Raw genomic sequence first — 15,052 nt, 5'->3', positions numbered from 1 at the left:
CGTCGCGGCGTGCCCGGTCACTCCGACCGGCACGCCGCGGCCACCCGCCGGGCGACCTCGTCCTGTCCGGCGCTGCCGTCGACGCGCACGAGGATCCCCGCCTCGGCGTAGACCTGCTCGAGCGGAGCGGTCTCCTGCTCGTACACCGAGATCCGGTGGCGGATCACCTCGGCGTCGTCGTCGGCCCTCTTCTGCTGCACGGCGCGCGAGAGCAGCCGGTCCACGACCACCTCCGTCTCCGCCGCGAGCAGCACCGCCCGCGCCAGTCGCACGTCGCGCTCCCGGAGCATCCGGTCGAGCTCCGCGACCTGCGCCAGCGTCCGCGGGTACCCGTCGAGGATGAAGCCGTCCTGCGCGTCCGGCTCGTCGAGCCGCTCCGCGACGAGCGCGTTCGTGATCTCGTCGGGGACGTAGCGGCCCGCCTCGACGATCGTGCGCAGGCGCCGTCCGAGGTCGGTGCCGTCGGCCACGTGAGCGCGGAAGAGCTCGCCGGTCGAGATCGCCGGGACGCCGAGCGTCCGGGCCAGGATCGCCGCCTGCGTGCCCTTGCCCACGCCGGGCGGTCCCATCATGATGACGCGCATCGCTCGTCCTCCCTCGGTGTCGTCAGGCGATCGTATCCGGGCCCGTCCGCCCGGCCCGCCGATTCGGATCAGCTCTGCCACCCGTTCTAGGCTGGCCGGAACGGACCGGAGGAGGCCCATGACGCACTCGACCGACGCAGCGCGGGCCGCCGAGCGCCTCGGCGAAGTGCTCGCCTCGATGGTCGCCGAGCTCGAGCGCCGAGGCGTCGCCGATCAGGCCCTCGCCGAGCTGCGCCGGCCCCGGGCGATCCTCGGCTTCCGACGCGCGCCGGTCATGGCGCCGGTCACCAGGGCCTGGCGACTCGGCGTCCTGCTCCTGGAGAGGACCGGCTCGCTCTACGCAGTCGGGTCGGTCACCCGCGCGGTGGCGCCGCTGCACGCGAACAACCAGTCGGAGTCGCAGGAGGCGCGCCGCGAGATCCGCCGCGCCGCCTTCGACGGACCGTTCCGCGAGGGCGAGATCGTCAACTACGGCTGGCGGAGGCTCGCGCTGGACGCCGACGGTCTGACCGCCGATCCGGACCCGCTCGCTCTGCGGGGCGCGGAGGTCCTGGTCCGCTGGGCACCGGGCCTCGGCGAGCAGGGTCTCATGCCGATCGAGCGCTACCTCTCGGAGCGCCTCGATCTGCAGAGCGGGACGTGATCCGCGCTCACTCCTCCTCGGCCGCGACCGGGTGGAACCAGGGCGGGTAGACCGCGACGCGCGGTGACGCCGAGCTGCCCTCGAAGAGCGCCTTCACCTTGTTGCGGGTGGTGACCGAGGGCACGCCGACCACGGCGATCTCCTCGAGCGGGAACCGCTCCGGCACGAGGGCCTCGGCGCTGCGCAGCGCGGGCTCGTCGACGAGCAGGCGGGCGAAGGTGCGGACGAGGGCGTCGCCCTCGGTGAAGCGGGTCAGGACGTGGGACGCGTCGCCGTCGCTCAGGACCGGCGCCGAGGCCAGCGATCCGACGAGGACGACGTACTGCGAGGCCGTCGTGTCGTGGGCGCGGGGCGACCAGTGGGGGAGCACCCGCTCGCCGCGGAGGTCGGCCCAGAGGGCCGCGTCGGGGGAGAGGAAGAAGGGGACGAAGCCGGCGACGCTCGCTCCGTCGCGGACCTGGACGGCGCGGCGGTGCTCGCGCGTGGTCTCCGCGCTGACGTCCATGGCGGGACGCTCGGGGAGGTGCTCGTCGGCCAGGATCGCTCCGTCCGCCACGATCGCGGCGAGGTTGTCGATGTGCGTGACGTGGTAGATCCGCTGGGCGGCGATGTCGACCTTGGGCAGGGGCTTCTCGCGGGCCGTTCCTCGCGCCGCCGCTCGCGCGGTGGCCGCGCGGGAGGTCCCGGGGACGCGCGCCGGGGTGCGCGTGCGCCCGGCCGCGGGCTCGGGAGCCTTGGCGGGGGAGCAGACGTCGCAGAGCGCGATGTCGAGGCCGTGGATGCATTCGGTGGGCACGCTGGATCCTTCTGCGCACGGTCTCGGGGGGTCCGGCGCAAGGACGACGTTACGCGACGGACGGGTCGGCGTGCCGCCGGGGCGGTGATCCGCGGTCGCGGGACGCGGGGCCGCCGGGCATCGGCTGGGAGGCGGAGGACCGCTCGGCGGTCGCGCGTAGCGTGGAGGGATGAAGCGCGTACCGCCCGCCGAGGGCCAGGAATCCGTCTGGGACTACCCGAGGCCGCCGCGGGTCGAGCCGAGCTCCGAGCACGTCGTCGTGCGGCTCGGCGGGGTCGTCGTCGCCGACACCCGCACCTCCTTCCGGGTCCTCGAGACCAGCCACCCGCCCGTCTACTACCTGCCCCGCTCCGCGTTCGCGGACGGCGCGCTCGAGCCGGCTCCGGGGCGCAGCGTCTGCGAGTTCAAGGGCGCTGCCTCGTACCTGAGCGTCCGCGGCGGCGGATCGATCGCCGAGAGCGCGGGCTGGACCTACCCCGAGCCGATGCCCGGCTTCGAGGTGCTGCAGGACACCGTCGCCGTGTATCCGGGCCGGATGGACTCGTGCACGGTCGACGGCGAGACGGTGCAGCCCCAGCCGGGCGACTTCTACGGGGGCTGGATCACCTCCCGCGTCGTCGGACCGTTCAAGGGCGCGCCGGGCACGATGTTCTGGTGATCCGATCCGGTCGTCGCCGCCGCCCCTGCTGAAGGAGGCACCGGCTCGGCCCGTCCCGCGCGCTGCACGTCACGCCGGGTAACGTCCGCCACCCTCCGCTCGGCCGCATGCCATCGTGGGGCACCGCCGCGGGGCGGGGACGGGAGGCGGAGCAGGATGAACGAGCGGACGCGCGACTGGGGGTTCTCGACCCGCCAGCTGCACGAGGGTGCGGCCGAGGACGCGCTGCACGCGAGGCGCACCCCGATCTACCTCACCGCCGGGTTCAGCTTCGACTCGTTCGACGAGGCGCGCGACCGCTTCGCGGGAGCCGACGGCTACACCTACACGCGCGTCGGCAACCCGACGACCGACGCGGTCGAGCGCCGTCTCGCCGCGCTCGAGGGCGGCGCGGAGGCGCTCCTCGTCGGCAGCGGGCAGGCCGCGGTCTCGGTCGCCCTCCTCGCGCTCGCCTCGGCCGGCGACCACGTCGTGGCCGCCGCGAGCCTCTACGAGGGAACCAGGAACCTCCTGCTCGAGAACCTCGCGCGTCTGGGCATCACCACCACCTTCGTCGAGGACGCCGACGATCCGCTCGCGTGGGAGGACGCCATCACTCCGCGGACCCGGGTCGTCCTCGTCGAGTCGATCCCCAACCCGCGGAACGACGTCGTCGACCTCCGTCTCGTGGCCGACGTCGCGCACCGCGCGGGCGTCCCGCTCGTCGTCGACAACACGTTCGCGACCCCGTACCTCCTGCGCCCGATCGAGCACGGCGCCGACGTCGTCGTCCACTCGGCCAGCAAGTTCCTGGCCGGGCACGGCGCCGTGATCGCGGGGGCGATCGTCGACGCCGGCCGGTTCGACTGGAGCGCCCGGGCCGGCGCGTTCCCGCACCTCGCGGCGATGTCCGCCGCTCCCGGCCGGGCCTTCCTCGCCTACGCCAGGGACGTCGTCGCCGGCCGCATGGGCCCGACCGTCTCCCCGCTGACGGCGTTCCTGCTCGAGCAGGGACTCGAGACGCTCTCCCTCCGCGTGCGCCACCAGTCGCGCAGCGCACTCGTCGTCGCGCGCTGGCTCGAATCCCGTCCCGAGGTCGAGAGCGTCGATTACAGCGGGCTCGCCTCGAGCCCGTCGCACGCTCTCGCGCAGCGCTACCTCCCGCGCGGGCAGGGCTCGGTCTTCTCGTTCACGCTGCGCGGGGGAGCGGAGGCGGCGCGCCGGTTCACGGACGCCCTCGCCCTCTTCACCCGCATGACGCACCTCGGCGACGTGCGCTCGCTGGTCCTGCACCCGGCGAGCACGACGCACACGGGTCGGACGGAGGCGGAGCGCGCGGCCGCCGGGATCGGCCCGGGCCTGCTCCGTCTGTCCATCGGGATCGAGGACGTCGAGGACCTCCTCGCCGACCTCGAGACCGGACTCCTCGCCTCCGTGACCCCGCTCGTCCTGGCGGCGGCCTCGTGAGCGGGCTGCAGCACTTCGCCTGGTTCCTCTCGCGCGGCTTCGGTCCGCAGGCGTGGGGGCAGCCGAACTGGGACTGGGACCGGCGCTGGACCGGACCCGACCTCTACCGGCAGAGCGCCCGTGAGCTCGAGCAGGCGGGCTTCGATTTCGTGATCATCGAGGACGCCCTCTCGCTCGGCAGCGCCGACACTCTCGACTTGCGCGTGCGCCGCGCGTACGGCGGGCCGAAGCACGACCCGCTCCTGCTCGCTCCGTACCTCTTCGAGGCGACGCGGCACCTCGGCGTCGCGCCCACCGTGAATCCGATGGCCTGGAGCCCGTATCAGGCGGCGCGCCAGTTCGCGACGCTGCAGCACCTGAGCGAGGGCCGGCTCGGGCTCAACGTGGTCACCGACGTCGGCAGCAGCCGGCACTTCGGACTCGAGCCGCTGCCGCACGACGGCGCCTACGATCGCGCGCACGAGTGGCTCGACTCGATCCGCGAGCTCTGGCGAAGCTGGGACGACGGCGCCCTGATCCAGGATGCGGCGACCGGCGTGTTCGCGGACGGCACCCGATTGCGCCCGGTCCACCACCGCGGGGAGCACTACACCTTCGACGGTCCGCTGAACGCGCTGCCCTTCGACACGGGCGAGCCGGTCATCGTGTCCCCCGGAGGCTCGCCGCGCGGCATCGACTTCGCCGGAGCGCAGTCCGACGTCCAGCTCGCCCTGGCCTCGCTCGACGTCGCGACCGTGCGCGCCTATCGCGAGAAGGCGCGGGCGGCGGCCGCGTCGCACGGCCGCGACCCGGACGACCTCACGGTCCTCTTCGTCGTGAAGCCGATCGTCGTGTCGAGCCGGGAGGAGGCGGAGCGCCTCGTCGCCGCGTCCGCGCACCCGGACGAGGCCGCGCTCCTCGCGATCGCCTCCGCCTGGTCCAGCGATCTCGAGACAGATCTCACCGCGCTCGACCTCGATCGGGCGATCGACCCCTCCGTCTTCGGCGGGCACGTCTCGCGCGGCAGCATCGCCGGGCTCTACGGCTCGGCGGACTCGGACGCGCCCCTGCGGGAGCTCCTCACGGCGAAGGCGCGTCTCGGACTCGTCGCCGACCGGGCCGGGCTCGTGGGCACGGCGGAGGAGGTCGCGGACTTCGTCCAGGAGCTGGGCGACGACGCTGACAACGACGGCATCGCCTTCTCGGGCGACTTCCATCCCGTGACGCTGCACCGGATGCTCGACGAGCTGGTCCCGATCCTGCGGCGGCGGGGGATCCTGCGCCGCGAGCATCCGGGCGGAGGCCTGCGGCGGAGCCTCGCGGGGTTCTAGTCCGCCGGAGGACCGAGCAGGACGCGGCGCGCGTTCTCCAGGCCGCCGACCTCGAGGGTCCATGCAGGCCGCACGAAGGTGCCGGGAGTGACGCGGAACCGGGTCTCCTCGACGCCCGCGCCGTCCGCTCCCACGGTCCGGCTCGTCCCGTTGGGCTCGTAGCCGAGCGCGGAGGAGACGCGGATCGAGGCGTCGTTCCAGGCCAGAGCACTGCTCTCGGCCACCTCGGCACCCAGGTGATCGAACGCCAGCATCAGCACGGCGGCCCGCATCTCGCGACCGAGTCCGCGCCCCTGCGCCGAGCGGGTGAGCCAGGATCCGGAGGAGACCGAGCGGGTCGCGCGGAAGCGGTCGGCGAGCAGGTCCTGGCAGCCGACCACGACGCCGTCCTCGAGGATCGCGAACGCGACGCGCCAGGAGTCGTGCGTCGTCGCAGCCCGCAGCGACCAGTGGTAGCGGGCGAGCTGCGCGGGCAGCTCCTCGGCGGGAGCCTCGGCCCAGGGCGCCGGGAACGGCGACCGTCCCGGCTCGTGGATCCCGGCTGCAGCGGCCCGCGCGAGTCCCGGCAGATCGGCGTCGGCCACCGGGTGCAGCTCCAGCCGCGGCGTCCGCAGCACGAGATCGAACAGGGGCCAGGTCGAGGTCCATCCGCTCATCCGTCGACGCTAGCGGACCCGCCGGGCCGGGACGGACCGCCCCGACCGCATCGGTACCGGTGGTGGGACTCGAACCCACAAGCCCTCTCGGACAGAGCATTTTGAGTGCCCCGCGTCTGCCATTCCGCCACACCGGCTCATCACGAGCCCGTCGAGAATACCGTAGGCTCGTCCGCGTGACAGACCAGGAAACCGCGCCGACCGCACCCCGTCGGGTCGTCGTCGCCGAAGACGAATCGCTCATCCGCCTCGACATCGTGGAGATCCTCCGCGACAACGGCTTCGAGGTCGTGGGCGAGGCGGGCGACGGCGAGACCGCTGTGGCCCTCGCCACCGAGCTCCGCCCCGACCTGGTGATCATGGACGTGAAGATGCCCCAGCTCGACGGCATCTCGGCGGCCGAGCGCCTCTCGAAGGCGCACATCGCCCCCGTCGTCCTCCTCACGGCGTTCAGCCAGAAGGAGCTCGTCGAGCGTGCGAGCGAGGCCGGCGCGCTGGCCTACGTGGTCAAGCCGTTCACGCCGAACGACCTGCTGCCCGCGATCGAGATCGCCCTCTCGCGCTACGCCCAGATCCTGACCCTCGAGGCCGAGGTCGCCGACATGGTCGAGCGCTTCGAGACCCGCAAGCTCGTCGACCGGGCCAAGGGGCTCCTCAACGAGAAGATGGGCCTCAGTGAGCCCGAGGCGTTCCGCTGGATCCAGAAGGCGTCGATGGACCGCCGCCTCACGATGCACGACGTCGCCCAGGCGATCATCGAGCAGCTGAGCCCGAAGAAGTAGCCGCCGGGGCGTCGTCCCCGATCACGGCCAGAGGCGGGTGCGCTCCCACGGGGAGCCGCCCGCCTCCGTCGTTCCCGGGCGGTACTCGAGGCGGACGTGGTCCTGCTCGGGTGCGCTGGACCCCTGCCAGAACTCGATGCGCTCGGGGACGACCCGGTAGACGGCCCACTCGCGGTCGAGCGTCGCGGGAGAGCAGCTCACGGCCACGCTCGTCTGGAGCGTGACGAGGCCGAAGTCGGCGGCGGAGGCCATCGGCTCGCTCTGGCGACCGACCAGCAGCGCGGTCCGCCCGGCCTCCGAGCGGCGGCGGAAGTCCTCGGCCGACTCGGTGGCGGAGCCGCGCTCGACGCGGCCCTCCACGCGCACCTGGCGCCCCTGGACAGGCCAGAAGAAGGTCAGCGCGGCGTGCGGGTTCTCCTCCATCGCGCGGCCCTTCGGGCTCGTGGCGTGGGTCGAGAACGCCCAGCCCTGCTCGTCCGCGTTCCGCAGCACGAGGATCCGCGCCCCGACGACTCCGCCGGCGTCGGCCGTCGAGAGGGTCGCGCCGTGGGGAAGGAGCTGCCCGGCGGCGGCGGCCTCCTCGAGCCACTGCCCGAACAGCTCGAGCGGCTCCTCGGGAGCCGCGTCGACGTCGAACGCGGGGAGCTCGGAGGGCATGGACGGGAGGCTCTTGAGGAGATCGCGGAAGGTCACGCTGCGAGCCTAGGCTCCGAGCCTCCCGGCGACCGGGGCTTGCGTTCCGCGCCCGGGCCGGTCGCCTCAGCGCAGGATGTTGGTGATCCGCACCGTCGAGAGGCGGCGTCCGGCCTCGTCGCGCACCACGATCTCGTGGGTCGCCAGCGTGCCCCCGAGGTGGATCGCGTCGCAGGTGGCGATCACGAAGCCGGAACGGACGGAGCGGCTGTGGCTCGCGTTCAGCTCGATCCCCATGGCGATCCGGCCCTCGCCCGCATGGATGTTCGCGGCGATCGAGCCCATCGACTCCGCGAGGACGACGTGGGCGCCGCCGTGCAGGATCCCGACCGGCTGGCGGTTGCCCTCGACCGGCATCGAGGCGACCGAGTGCTGCGGTGACAGCTCGTGCCAGACGATGCCCATCCGCTCGGCGAGCTCGCCCATGCCGCGACCGATGCCGGCCACGAGGTCGAGCGCAGGAGGACGGACCCAGGGGGTGTCGAGGGGGGCTGAGTCGGTCACGGATCTCCTCGTCGTCGCGTCCTGCGAGGCGCCCGACGAGCGGCTCGGAACCGTCCTGATCCGGTGTCGGAGGCGCTGTGTAGTCTTGCCGTGTGTCAGATCCGGAACAGCCTACCCTCCTGCTCGTCGACGGCCATTCCCTGGCGTTCCGGGCGTTCTACGCGCTCCCGGTCGACAGTTTCCAGACCCGCGACGGTCAGCACACGAACGCCATCCACGGCTTCCTGTCGATGCTGATCCTGCTGCTCAAGAACGAGAAGCCGACGCACCTCGGCGTCGCGTTCGACATCTCCCGGTACTCCTTCCGCACCCGCGAGTACCCCGAGTACAAAGGCACGCGCGGCGAGACGCCGCCGGAGTTCAAGGGCCAGGTGCCGCTGCTCGAGCAGGCGCTGCACGCCATGAACATCCGCACCGTCTCGAAGGAGGACTTCGAGGCCGACGACATCCTCGCCACCCTCGCCAAGCAGGGCGCCGAGGCCGGCTACCGGGTGCTCGTCGTCTCGGGCGATCGCGACACGATCCAGCTCGTCACCCCCGACGTCACCCTCCTCTACCCCTCCACTCAGGGCGTCTCGCAGCTCACGCGCTACGACCGCGACAAGGTGTTCGAGAAGTACGGAGTAGAGCCGCACCAGTACCCCGAGATCGCGGCCCTGGTCGGCGAGACGAGCGACAACCTTCCCGGGGTCGACAAGGTCGGGCCCAAGACCGCCGCCAAGTGGGTCAACCAGTACGGCACGGTGGCCGACATCATCGCCCACGCCGACGAGATCAAGGGCGTCGTCGGCGAGAAGCTGCGCGAGCAGAAGGAGAACGCCCTCCGCAACCGCCGCCTGAACCGGCTCGTCACCGACGTCGAACTCCCGCTGGGCCCCACCGATCTCGCCCGGCAGCCCATCGACCCGGACGCCGTCCGCGAGATCTTCTCGCGACTGGAGTTCAAGACGCTCCAGGAGCGCGTGCTCACGATCGCCGCCGACGAGGGCGTCGAGGGCGCGGCCGCCGCGCTCGCGGGCGACACCGTCACGACCGCGGCCCCCGCGGTGCGGACGATGGTCGACGAGGAGCTCACTCACTGGCTCGACACGGTCTCGGCCAAGGGCACGACCCCCGTCGCCGTCCACGCGCACGTCGGCCCCGAGGGCCTCGAGGGCATCGGCCTGTCGGTCGAGAAAGAGTCGGCGTACGTCCCGTGGGCGGCCGACCGCCCCGACTACTCAGGTCTCGAGCAGTGGCTGGCGAGCGACGCTCCGAAGTACTTCGCCGACGCGAAGCCGCAGGTGAAGGCGCTGCGCACCGCCGGTCTGCCGGTCGCCGGCCTCGCTTTCGACACCCGCATCGCGGCATGGCTCCTGCAGCCCACGGGGCACGCGGCGACGCTGCCCGCGCAGGTCTCGCAGTACCTCGACGAGACGATGGCGCAGGGCGATCCGAACCAGCTCGTGCCGACGGTCGAGCCGATGAGCCCCGCGACCGAGGCGTGGTACGCGTTCCGCCTCGTCGGCGCTCTCACCGAGCTGCTCGGCGAGGGCATGCTGTCGGTCCTCGTCGACATCGAGCTGCCGATCGTGCAGGTCCTCGCGACGGTCGAGCTCACGGGCGTGGCGATCGATCCCGAGGTGCTCGCGCGCCTCCGGGGCGAGCTGACGACGACGTCCGCCGACCTCGCGAGTCGCGCGTTCGCCGAGATCGGCCACGAGATGAACCTCGGCTCGCCGAAGCAGCTCCAGCAGGTCCTGTTCGAGGAGCTCGCGATGCCGAAGACCCGCGCGACCAAGACGGGCTACACGACCGACGCCTCCGCTCTCGCCGATCTGCAGGAGTCGCACCCGCACCCGTTCCTCGGTCTCCTCCTCGAGCACCGCGACGCGACCAAGCTCAAGCAGATCATCGAGACGCTCGAGAAGTCGGTGACGCCCGACCGGCGGATCCACACCAGCTACGACCAGACGGGGACGGCCACCGGTCGCATCTCCTCGAACGACCCCAACCTGCAGAACATCCCCGTGCGCAGCGAGGTGGGCCGCCGCATCCGCACCGCCTTCGTGCACAGCGCCGAGGCGAGCACCCTGCTCACCGCCGACTACTCGCAGATCGAGATGCGGATCATGGCGCACCTCTCGGGCGACGCGGGGCTCATCGAGGCGTTCCACAGCGGCGAGGACCTGCACCGATTCGTCGGCTCGCGCATCTTCGGCGTCGAGCCGGGCGACGTCACCTCGGCGATGCGCAACAAGGTCAAGGCCATGTCGTACGGCCTGGCCTACGGCCTCAGCGCGTTCGGCCTGTCGAAGCAGCTGCGCATCTCCAGCGCCGAGGCCAAGCAGCTGATGACCGACTACTTCGTCCGCTTCGGGGCGGTCCGCGACTACCTCCGCAGCGTCGTCGAGCAGGCCCGTGAGACCGGGTACACCGAGACGATCTTCGGCCGGCGCCGTCCCTTCCCGGATCTGCAGAGCGCCAACCGGGTGCTGCGCGACAACGCCGAGCGCGCGGCTCTGAACTCGCCGATCCAGGGCTCCGCCGCCGACATCATGAAGATCGCGATGATCGGCGTGCAGTCCGACATCGACGAGCAGGGCCTGGGCTCCCGGATGCTCCTCCAGGTGCACGACGAGCTGATCTTCGACGTCGCGCCCGGCGAGGAGGAGGCGCTCGAGTCCGTCGTGCGCGCGCGGATGGCGCACGCCGTCGACCTCTCCGTGCCCCTCGAGGTCCAGGTCGGCCACGGAGCGAACTGGGACGCCGCCGCGCACTGACCCGTCCCGACGGTCGCGCCGTCGCCGTGGCTAGGCTCGGAGCATGACCGTCACCCCCCGCGAGCCCACGTCCGTCGACCAGGTCGCCGAGCGCTGGGTCGACGCCCTCGTCGAGCTCGATCCCACCGTCGGGACCTGGCTCGGCCGGCCCGGCGGCGGGCTCGCCGACCTGTCTCCGGTCGGTCTCGAGCGCGCGCGTAGCGCGACCGCCGCGGCGCTGGCCGATCTCGAGGCCGCGACGCCGGTGGACGACGTCGACCGCGTCACGGTCGCCGATCTCGGCGCCGAGCTCCGCCTGACCCTCGACGCGCACGAGGCCGGCCTCCCGTTCCGCGATCTGAACGTCATCGCGTCGCCCGCGCAGGAGCTGCGCGACGTCTTCGACCTGATGCCGACCGCCGCGGTCGGCGACTGGGAGGACGTCGCCGAGCGGCTCCGCGCACTGCCGGCCGCGCTCACCGGGTACGCCGAGACCCTCCGCGAGGGCATCCGCAGGGGAGTCGTCCCCGCGCGACGCCAGGTCGGTCTCGTCGCGGAGCAGGCCGCGAAGATCGCGGCACCCCACGGCTTCTTCGCCGAGCTCGCCGCCGACGCGGCACCGGCCCAGGGGTCCCTGCCCGCCTCGCTCGCCGGTCGGCTCGAGGACGGTGCGAGGCGCGCCGCCGCCGCCTACGGCGAGCTCGAGCGCTTCCTCCGCGGCGAGCTCGCACCCGCCTCGACCGAGCAGGACGCCGTCGGCCGCGAGCACTACGCGCTGCAGTCGCGCCGCTTCCTCGGAGCGGTGGTCGATCTGGACGAGACCTACGAGTGGGGGATCGAGGAGCTGGCCCGGATGACGGCGGAGCAGGAGGCCGTCGCCCGCGAGATCCTCCCCGGCGCCTCGGTCGCCGAGGCGATCGCGCACCTCGAGGCCGATCCCTCCCGCACGCTGCACGGCGTCGACGCTCTGCAGCGCTGGATGCAGGAGACGAGCGACCGCGCCGTCCGCGAGCTGGCCGGCACGGCGTTCGACATCCCGGACGAGCTGCTCGCGCTCGAGTGCCTGATCGCGCCGACGCACGAGGGCGGGATCTACTACACCGGCCCCAGCGACGACTTCGCACGCCCGGGACGGATGTGGTGGTCCGTCCCCGACGGCGTGACCGAGTTCGCGACCTGGCGCGAGCTGACCACCGTCTACCACGAGGGCGTCCCCGGACACCACCTGCAGGTGGGCCAGGCCGTCTACAACCGGGCGAGCCTGAACACCTGGCGTCGCCAGCTGGCCGGGAGCTCGGGCCACGCCGAGGGCTGGGCCCTCTACGCCGAACGGCTGATGGAGGGCTTCGGCTACCTCGACGATCCGGCCGACCGTCTCGGCATGCTGGACGGCCAGCGGATGCGCGCCGCGCGCGTCGTGCTCGACATCGGCGTGCACCTGGGCAAGCGGATGCCGGGGTCGGACGAGATCTGGTCCGCGGACTCCGCCCTCGCCTTCATGAGGCGGAACGTGAACATGGACGACGCCTTCATCCGCTTCGAGGTCAACCGCTACCTCGGCTGGCCGGGGCAGGCGCCGTCCTACAAGGTCGGCCAGCGGATCTGGGAGCAGCTGCGCGACGACGCCGCGACCCGCGAGGGGGAGTCCTTCTCGCTCGCGGCGTTCCACCGGCGAGCACTCGACCTCGGTGGAGTGGGCCTCGACACGCTCCGCGCGAGTCTCGCGTCCTGACGCGGCACCGCTCCCTCTCCCGGATCGCTCCGAGCGGAACCGCGGACGATTGCCACTGCGCTCCCGGGTTCGATAGTCTTGACCGTCACGTTTGTGGCGCCGCCGTGCCACGGCGAGCGAAGAGGCCCCGGGTCACGGCCCGGTGGTGCTCGGAGCCGCCTCCGGTCGACGGCACATCCCCTCACACACCGCGGTGGTCACCACTCGGTCGCGTCGCCAGTCGCGCCGGTGCCCGCCGCCCGATACCCATCCATCCTGGAGCATCCCTTAATGACAACCGCAACGACCGAAAAGGCAGCCAAGCAGGTCGCGATCAACGACATCGGGTCTGCTGAAGACTTTCTTGCCGCGGTCGAAAAGACTCTGAAGTTCTTCAACGACGGAGACCTCATCGAAGGCACCGTCGTGAAGATCGACCGCGACGAGGTCCTCCTCGACGTCGGCTACAAGACCGAGGGCGTCATCCCCTCGCGCGAACTCTCCATCAAGCACGACGTCGACCCCTCCGAGGTCGTCAACGTGGGCGACAGCGTCGAAGCCCTCGTCCTGCAGAAGGAGGACAAGGAGGGTCGCCTGATCCTCTCGAAGAAGCGTGCGCAGTACGAGCGCGCGTGGGGCGACGTCGAGAAGATCAAGGAGTCCGACGGTGTCGTCACCGGTTCGGTCATCGAGGTCGTCAAGGGCGGGCTCATCGTCGACATCGGCCTCCGCGGCTTCCTCCCGGCCTCGCTCATCGAGCTGCGCCGCGTCCGCGACCTCACGCCGTACCTCGGCCAGGAGATCGAGGCGAAGATCCTCGAGCTCGACAAGAACCGCAACAACGTGGTCCTGTCGCGCCGTGCGCTCCTCGAGCAGACCCAGTCCGAGAGCCGCACCACGTTCCTGAACAACCTGCACAAGGGTCAGGTCCGCAAGGGCGTCGTGTCCTCGATCGTCAACTTCGGTGCGTTCGTCGACCTCGGCGGCGTGGACGGTCTCGTCCACGTCTCCGAGCTCTCCTGGAAGCACATCGAGCACGCCTCCGAGGTCGTCGAGGTGGGCCAGGAGGTCACCGTCGAGATCCTCGAGGTCGACCTCGACCGCGAGCGCGTGTCGCTCTCGCTCAAGGCGACCCAGGAGGACCCGTGGCAGGTCTTCGCCCGCACCCACGCGATCGGTCAGGTCGCCCCGGGCAAGGTCACGAAGCTGGTCCCGTTCGGTGCGTTCGTCCGTGTCGCGGACGGCATCGAGGGCCTCGTCCACATCTCCGAGCTGTCGGGCAAGCACGTCGAGCTCGCCGAGCAGGTCGTGTCCGTCGGTGAAGAGGTGTTCGTCAAGGTCATCGACATCGACCTCGACCGCCGTCGCATCTCGCTCTCGCTCAAGCAGGCGAACGAGAACGTCGACCCCGAGGGCACCGAGTTCGACCCGGCCCTCTACGGCATGGCCACCGAGTACGACGACCAGGGGAACTACAAGTACCCCGAGGGCTTCGACCCGGAGACCAACGAGTGGCGCGAGGGCTTCGAGTCCCAGCGCGAGGCCTGGGAGCAGGAGTACGCCGCTGCTCAGGCTCGCTGGGAGGCCCACAAGGCCCAGGTCGCCAAGTCGCAGGAGGAGGCGGCCACCGTCTCCGAGGGCGTCTCGGTCGGCGGCGGCTTCACCAACGAGTCGACCACCGGCGGCACCCTCGCCGACGACGAGTCGCTCGCCGCTCTGCGCGAGAAGCTGTCCTCGAACAACTGATCGAGTGCACACCACGAACGGCCGGTCCCCTCGGGGGCCGGCCGTTCGGCGTTCCCGGGGGCGCTGGGTAGGGTGGCGGCGTGCATCTCGTAGCCCTCACCGGAGGCATCGCCTCGGGGAAGTCGACCGTCGCCCGCCGCCTCGCCGAGCACGGAGCGGTCGTCGTCGACGCGGACCGTCTCGCCCGCGAGGTCGTCGAGCCGGGCGAGCCCGCCCTCGCCGCGATCGCCGAGCGCTTCGGCGCCTCGATGCTCCGCGAGGACGGCACCCTCGACCGCGCCGCGCTCGGCGCGCTGATCTTCTCGGACGCTCAGGCGCGCGCGGACCTCAACGCCATCACGCATCCCGCGGTCACCGCCCGGTCGCAGCGGCTCTTCGCCGAGGCCGCCGAGGCCGACCCGCACGCGGTCGTCGTGTACGACGTGCCGTTGCTCGCCGAGGGGCGCGGCGTCGGCGAGTTCGACGAGGTCGTCGTCGTCCACGCACCGCCCGAGCTAAGGGTCGACCGTCTGGTCGCCCTCCGCGGTCTGTCCGAAGCGGACGCCCGTGCGCGCGTCTCCGCTCAAGCGACCGACGAGCAGCGCCTGGCACTGGCGGACGTGGTGATCGACTCCTCCGGGAGTCTCCAGCAGACCCTGGCGCAGACGGACGGCCTCTGGGCGCGACTCCGTCCCCGCGTCGACTGAGACACCGTGCGGGCAGTCGGCCGCCGTCGAACGATCCTCGAGCACGGCCCTCGCCCTGGCCGCCGATCACAGGGGGAGTGCTCATGAATCAACCCG

At 72.0% G+C, this 15,052-nt stretch carries 14 protein-coding genes and 1 tRNA gene; 9 read left to right on the top strand and 6 right to left on the bottom strand.

Annotation, left to right across the window (positions count from 1 at the left end):
- Window positions 1–17: 17 nt before the first annotated feature.
- Entirely contained in the window at window positions 18–584 is a 567-nt protein-coding gene (locus ASF46_RS09060; protein WP_056867196.1) for an adenylate kinase, read from the bottom strand.
- Between the two features lie 118 nt (window positions 585–702).
- On the opposite strand from ASF46_RS09060, the gene ASF46_RS09055 reads away from it, so the two are divergent.
- A complete protein-coding gene (locus ASF46_RS09055; protein ID WP_056867195.1) occupies window positions 703–1,227 on the top strand; it encodes a hypothetical protein in 525 nt (174 codons plus the stop codon).
- A 7-nt stretch (window positions 1,228–1,234) separates the two neighbouring features.
- Here the strand turns inward: ASF46_RS09055 and ASF46_RS09050 are convergent, their stop codons facing one another.
- Complete coding sequence (locus ASF46_RS09050) at window positions 1,235–2,023, bottom strand: DarT ssDNA thymidine ADP-ribosyltransferase family protein (protein ID WP_056867194.1); 789 nt, start codon at window positions 2,021–2,023, stop codon at window positions 1,235–1,237.
- 169 nt (window positions 2,024–2,192) lie between these two features.
- Between ASF46_RS09050 and ASF46_RS09045 the strand changes: the two genes are divergently transcribed.
- The 3 genes from ASF46_RS09045 to ASF46_RS09035 all read left to right on the top strand — a co-directional run bounded on the left by ASF46_RS09045 (window position 2,193) and on the right by ASF46_RS09035 (window position 5,437).
- On the top strand, window positions 2,193–2,681 hold the full coding sequence (locus tag ASF46_RS09045) for a DUF427 domain-containing protein (protein ID WP_056867193.1): 489 nt from the start codon (window positions 2,193–2,195) through the stop codon (window positions 2,679–2,681).
- Between the two features lie 156 nt (window positions 2,682–2,837).
- Window positions 2,838–4,127: an O-acetylhomoserine aminocarboxypropyltransferase/cysteine synthase family protein gene (locus ASF46_RS09040; RefSeq protein ID WP_056867192.1), complete on the top strand. Its 1,290-nt coding sequence runs from the start codon at window positions 2,838–2,840 to the stop codon at window positions 4,125–4,127.
- Window positions 4,124–5,437, top strand: coding sequence for an NtaA/DmoA family FMN-dependent monooxygenase (locus ASF46_RS09035; protein ID WP_056867191.1), 1,314 nt, complete (start codon window positions 4,124–4,126; stop codon window positions 5,435–5,437). Before ASF46_RS09040 ends, ASF46_RS09035 begins: the two co-directional genes overlap by 4 nt.
- Here ASF46_RS09035 and ASF46_RS09030 read toward each other — a convergent pair.
- Together ASF46_RS09030 and ASF46_RS09025 are read right to left on the bottom strand one after the other, a co-directional pair.
- On the bottom strand, window positions 5,434–6,093 hold the full coding sequence (locus ASF46_RS09030; RefSeq protein ID WP_056867190.1) for a GNAT family N-acetyltransferase: 660 nt from the start codon (window positions 6,091–6,093) through the stop codon (window positions 5,434–5,436). The genes ASF46_RS09035 and ASF46_RS09030 overlap by 4 nt on opposite strands.
- 54 nt (window positions 6,094–6,147) lie before the next feature.
- Window positions 6,148–6,230, bottom strand: a tRNA-Leu gene (locus ASF46_RS09025).
- Window positions 6,231–6,269: 39 nt separating this feature from the next.
- On the opposite strand from ASF46_RS09025, the gene ASF46_RS09020 reads away from it, so the two are divergent.
- Complete coding sequence (locus ASF46_RS09020) at window positions 6,270–6,875, top strand: ANTAR domain-containing response regulator (protein WP_056867189.1); 606 nt, start codon at window positions 6,270–6,272, stop codon at window positions 6,873–6,875.
- Window positions 6,876–6,896: 21 nt separating this feature from the next.
- On the opposite strand, the gene ASF46_RS09015 is transcribed toward ASF46_RS09020, so the two are convergent.
- Complete coding sequence (locus tag ASF46_RS09015) at window positions 6,897–7,568, bottom strand: pyridoxine/pyridoxamine 5'-phosphate oxidase (protein WP_056867188.1); 672 nt, start codon at window positions 7,566–7,568, stop codon at window positions 6,897–6,899.
- Between the two features lie 66 nt (window positions 7,569–7,634).
- On the bottom strand, window positions 7,635–7,994 hold the full coding sequence (locus tag ASF46_RS09010; protein ID WP_055793093.1) for a PaaI family thioesterase: 360 nt from the start codon (window positions 7,992–7,994) through the stop codon (window positions 7,635–7,637).
- Window positions 7,995–8,164: 170 nt separating this feature from the next.
- Between ASF46_RS09010 and polA the strand changes: the two genes are divergently transcribed.
- The 4 genes from polA to coaE all read left to right on the top strand — a co-directional run bounded on the left by polA (window position 8,165) and on the right by coaE (window position 14,956).
- The gene (polA, locus tag ASF46_RS09005) at window positions 8,165–10,834 is read left to right on the top strand and encodes a DNA polymerase I (RefSeq protein WP_056867187.1); all 2,670 of its coding nucleotides are present in this window, start codon (window positions 8,165–8,167) and stop codon (window positions 10,832–10,834) included.
- 43 nt (window positions 10,835–10,877) lie between these two features.
- A complete protein-coding gene (locus tag ASF46_RS09000; RefSeq protein WP_056867186.1) occupies window positions 10,878–12,545 on the top strand; it encodes a DUF885 domain-containing protein in 1,668 nt (555 codons plus the stop codon).
- A 270-nt stretch (window positions 12,546–12,815) separates the two neighbouring features.
- Window positions 12,816–14,270: a 30S ribosomal protein S1 gene (rpsA, locus tag ASF46_RS08995; RefSeq protein WP_055791923.1), complete on the top strand. Its 1,455-nt coding sequence runs from the start codon at window positions 12,816–12,818 to the stop codon at window positions 14,268–14,270.
- Window positions 14,271–14,350: 80 nt separating this feature from the next.
- Entirely contained in the window at window positions 14,351–14,956 is a 606-nt protein-coding gene (gene coaE, locus ASF46_RS08990) for a dephospho-CoA kinase (RefSeq protein ID WP_056867185.1), read from the top strand.
- Window positions 14,957–15,052 lie beyond the last annotated feature (96 nt).

Source organism: Rathayibacter sp. Leaf296 (assembly GCF_001423045.1).
GTDB classification, from domain to species: Bacteria; Actinomycetota; Actinomycetes; order Actinomycetales; family Microbacteriaceae; genus Rathayibacter; species Rathayibacter caricis.
Note: the sequence above shows the minus strand (reverse complement) of the source record. Positions and strands in the feature narration are given on the sequence as shown.

What these genes read in the sequence shown, in the direction of transcription:
- ASF46_RS09060 (WP_056867196.1), bottom strand. Translation starts at nt 584, where the DNA reads ATGCGCGTCATCATGATGGGACCGCCCGGCGTGGGCAAGGGCACGCAG.
- ASF46_RS09010 (WP_055793093.1), bottom strand. Translation starts at nt 7,994, where the DNA reads ATGGGCGAGCTCGCCGAGCGGATGGGCATCGTCTGGCACGAGCTGTCA.
- ASF46_RS09055 (WP_056867195.1), top strand. Translation starts at nt 703, where the DNA reads ATGACGCACTCGACCGACGCAGCGCGGGCCGCCGAGCGCCTCGGCGAA.
- ASF46_RS09045 (WP_056867193.1), top strand. Translation starts at nt 2,193, where the DNA reads ATGAAGCGCGTACCGCCCGCCGAGGGCCAGGAATCCGTCTGGGACTAC.
- ASF46_RS09040 (WP_056867192.1), top strand. Translation starts at nt 2,838, where the DNA reads ATGAACGAGCGGACGCGCGACTGGGGGTTCTCGACCCGCCAGCTGCAC.
- ASF46_RS09000 (WP_056867186.1), top strand. Translation starts at nt 10,878, where the DNA reads ATGACCGTCACCCCCCGCGAGCCCACGTCCGTCGACCAGGTCGCCGAG.
- ASF46_RS09030 (WP_056867190.1), bottom strand. Translation starts at nt 6,093, where the DNA reads ATGAGCGGATGGACCTCGACCTGGCCCCTGTTCGATCTCGTGCTGCGG.
- rpsA (WP_055791923.1), top strand. Translation starts at nt 12,816, where the DNA reads ATGACAACCGCAACGACCGAAAAGGCAGCCAAGCAGGTCGCGATCAAC.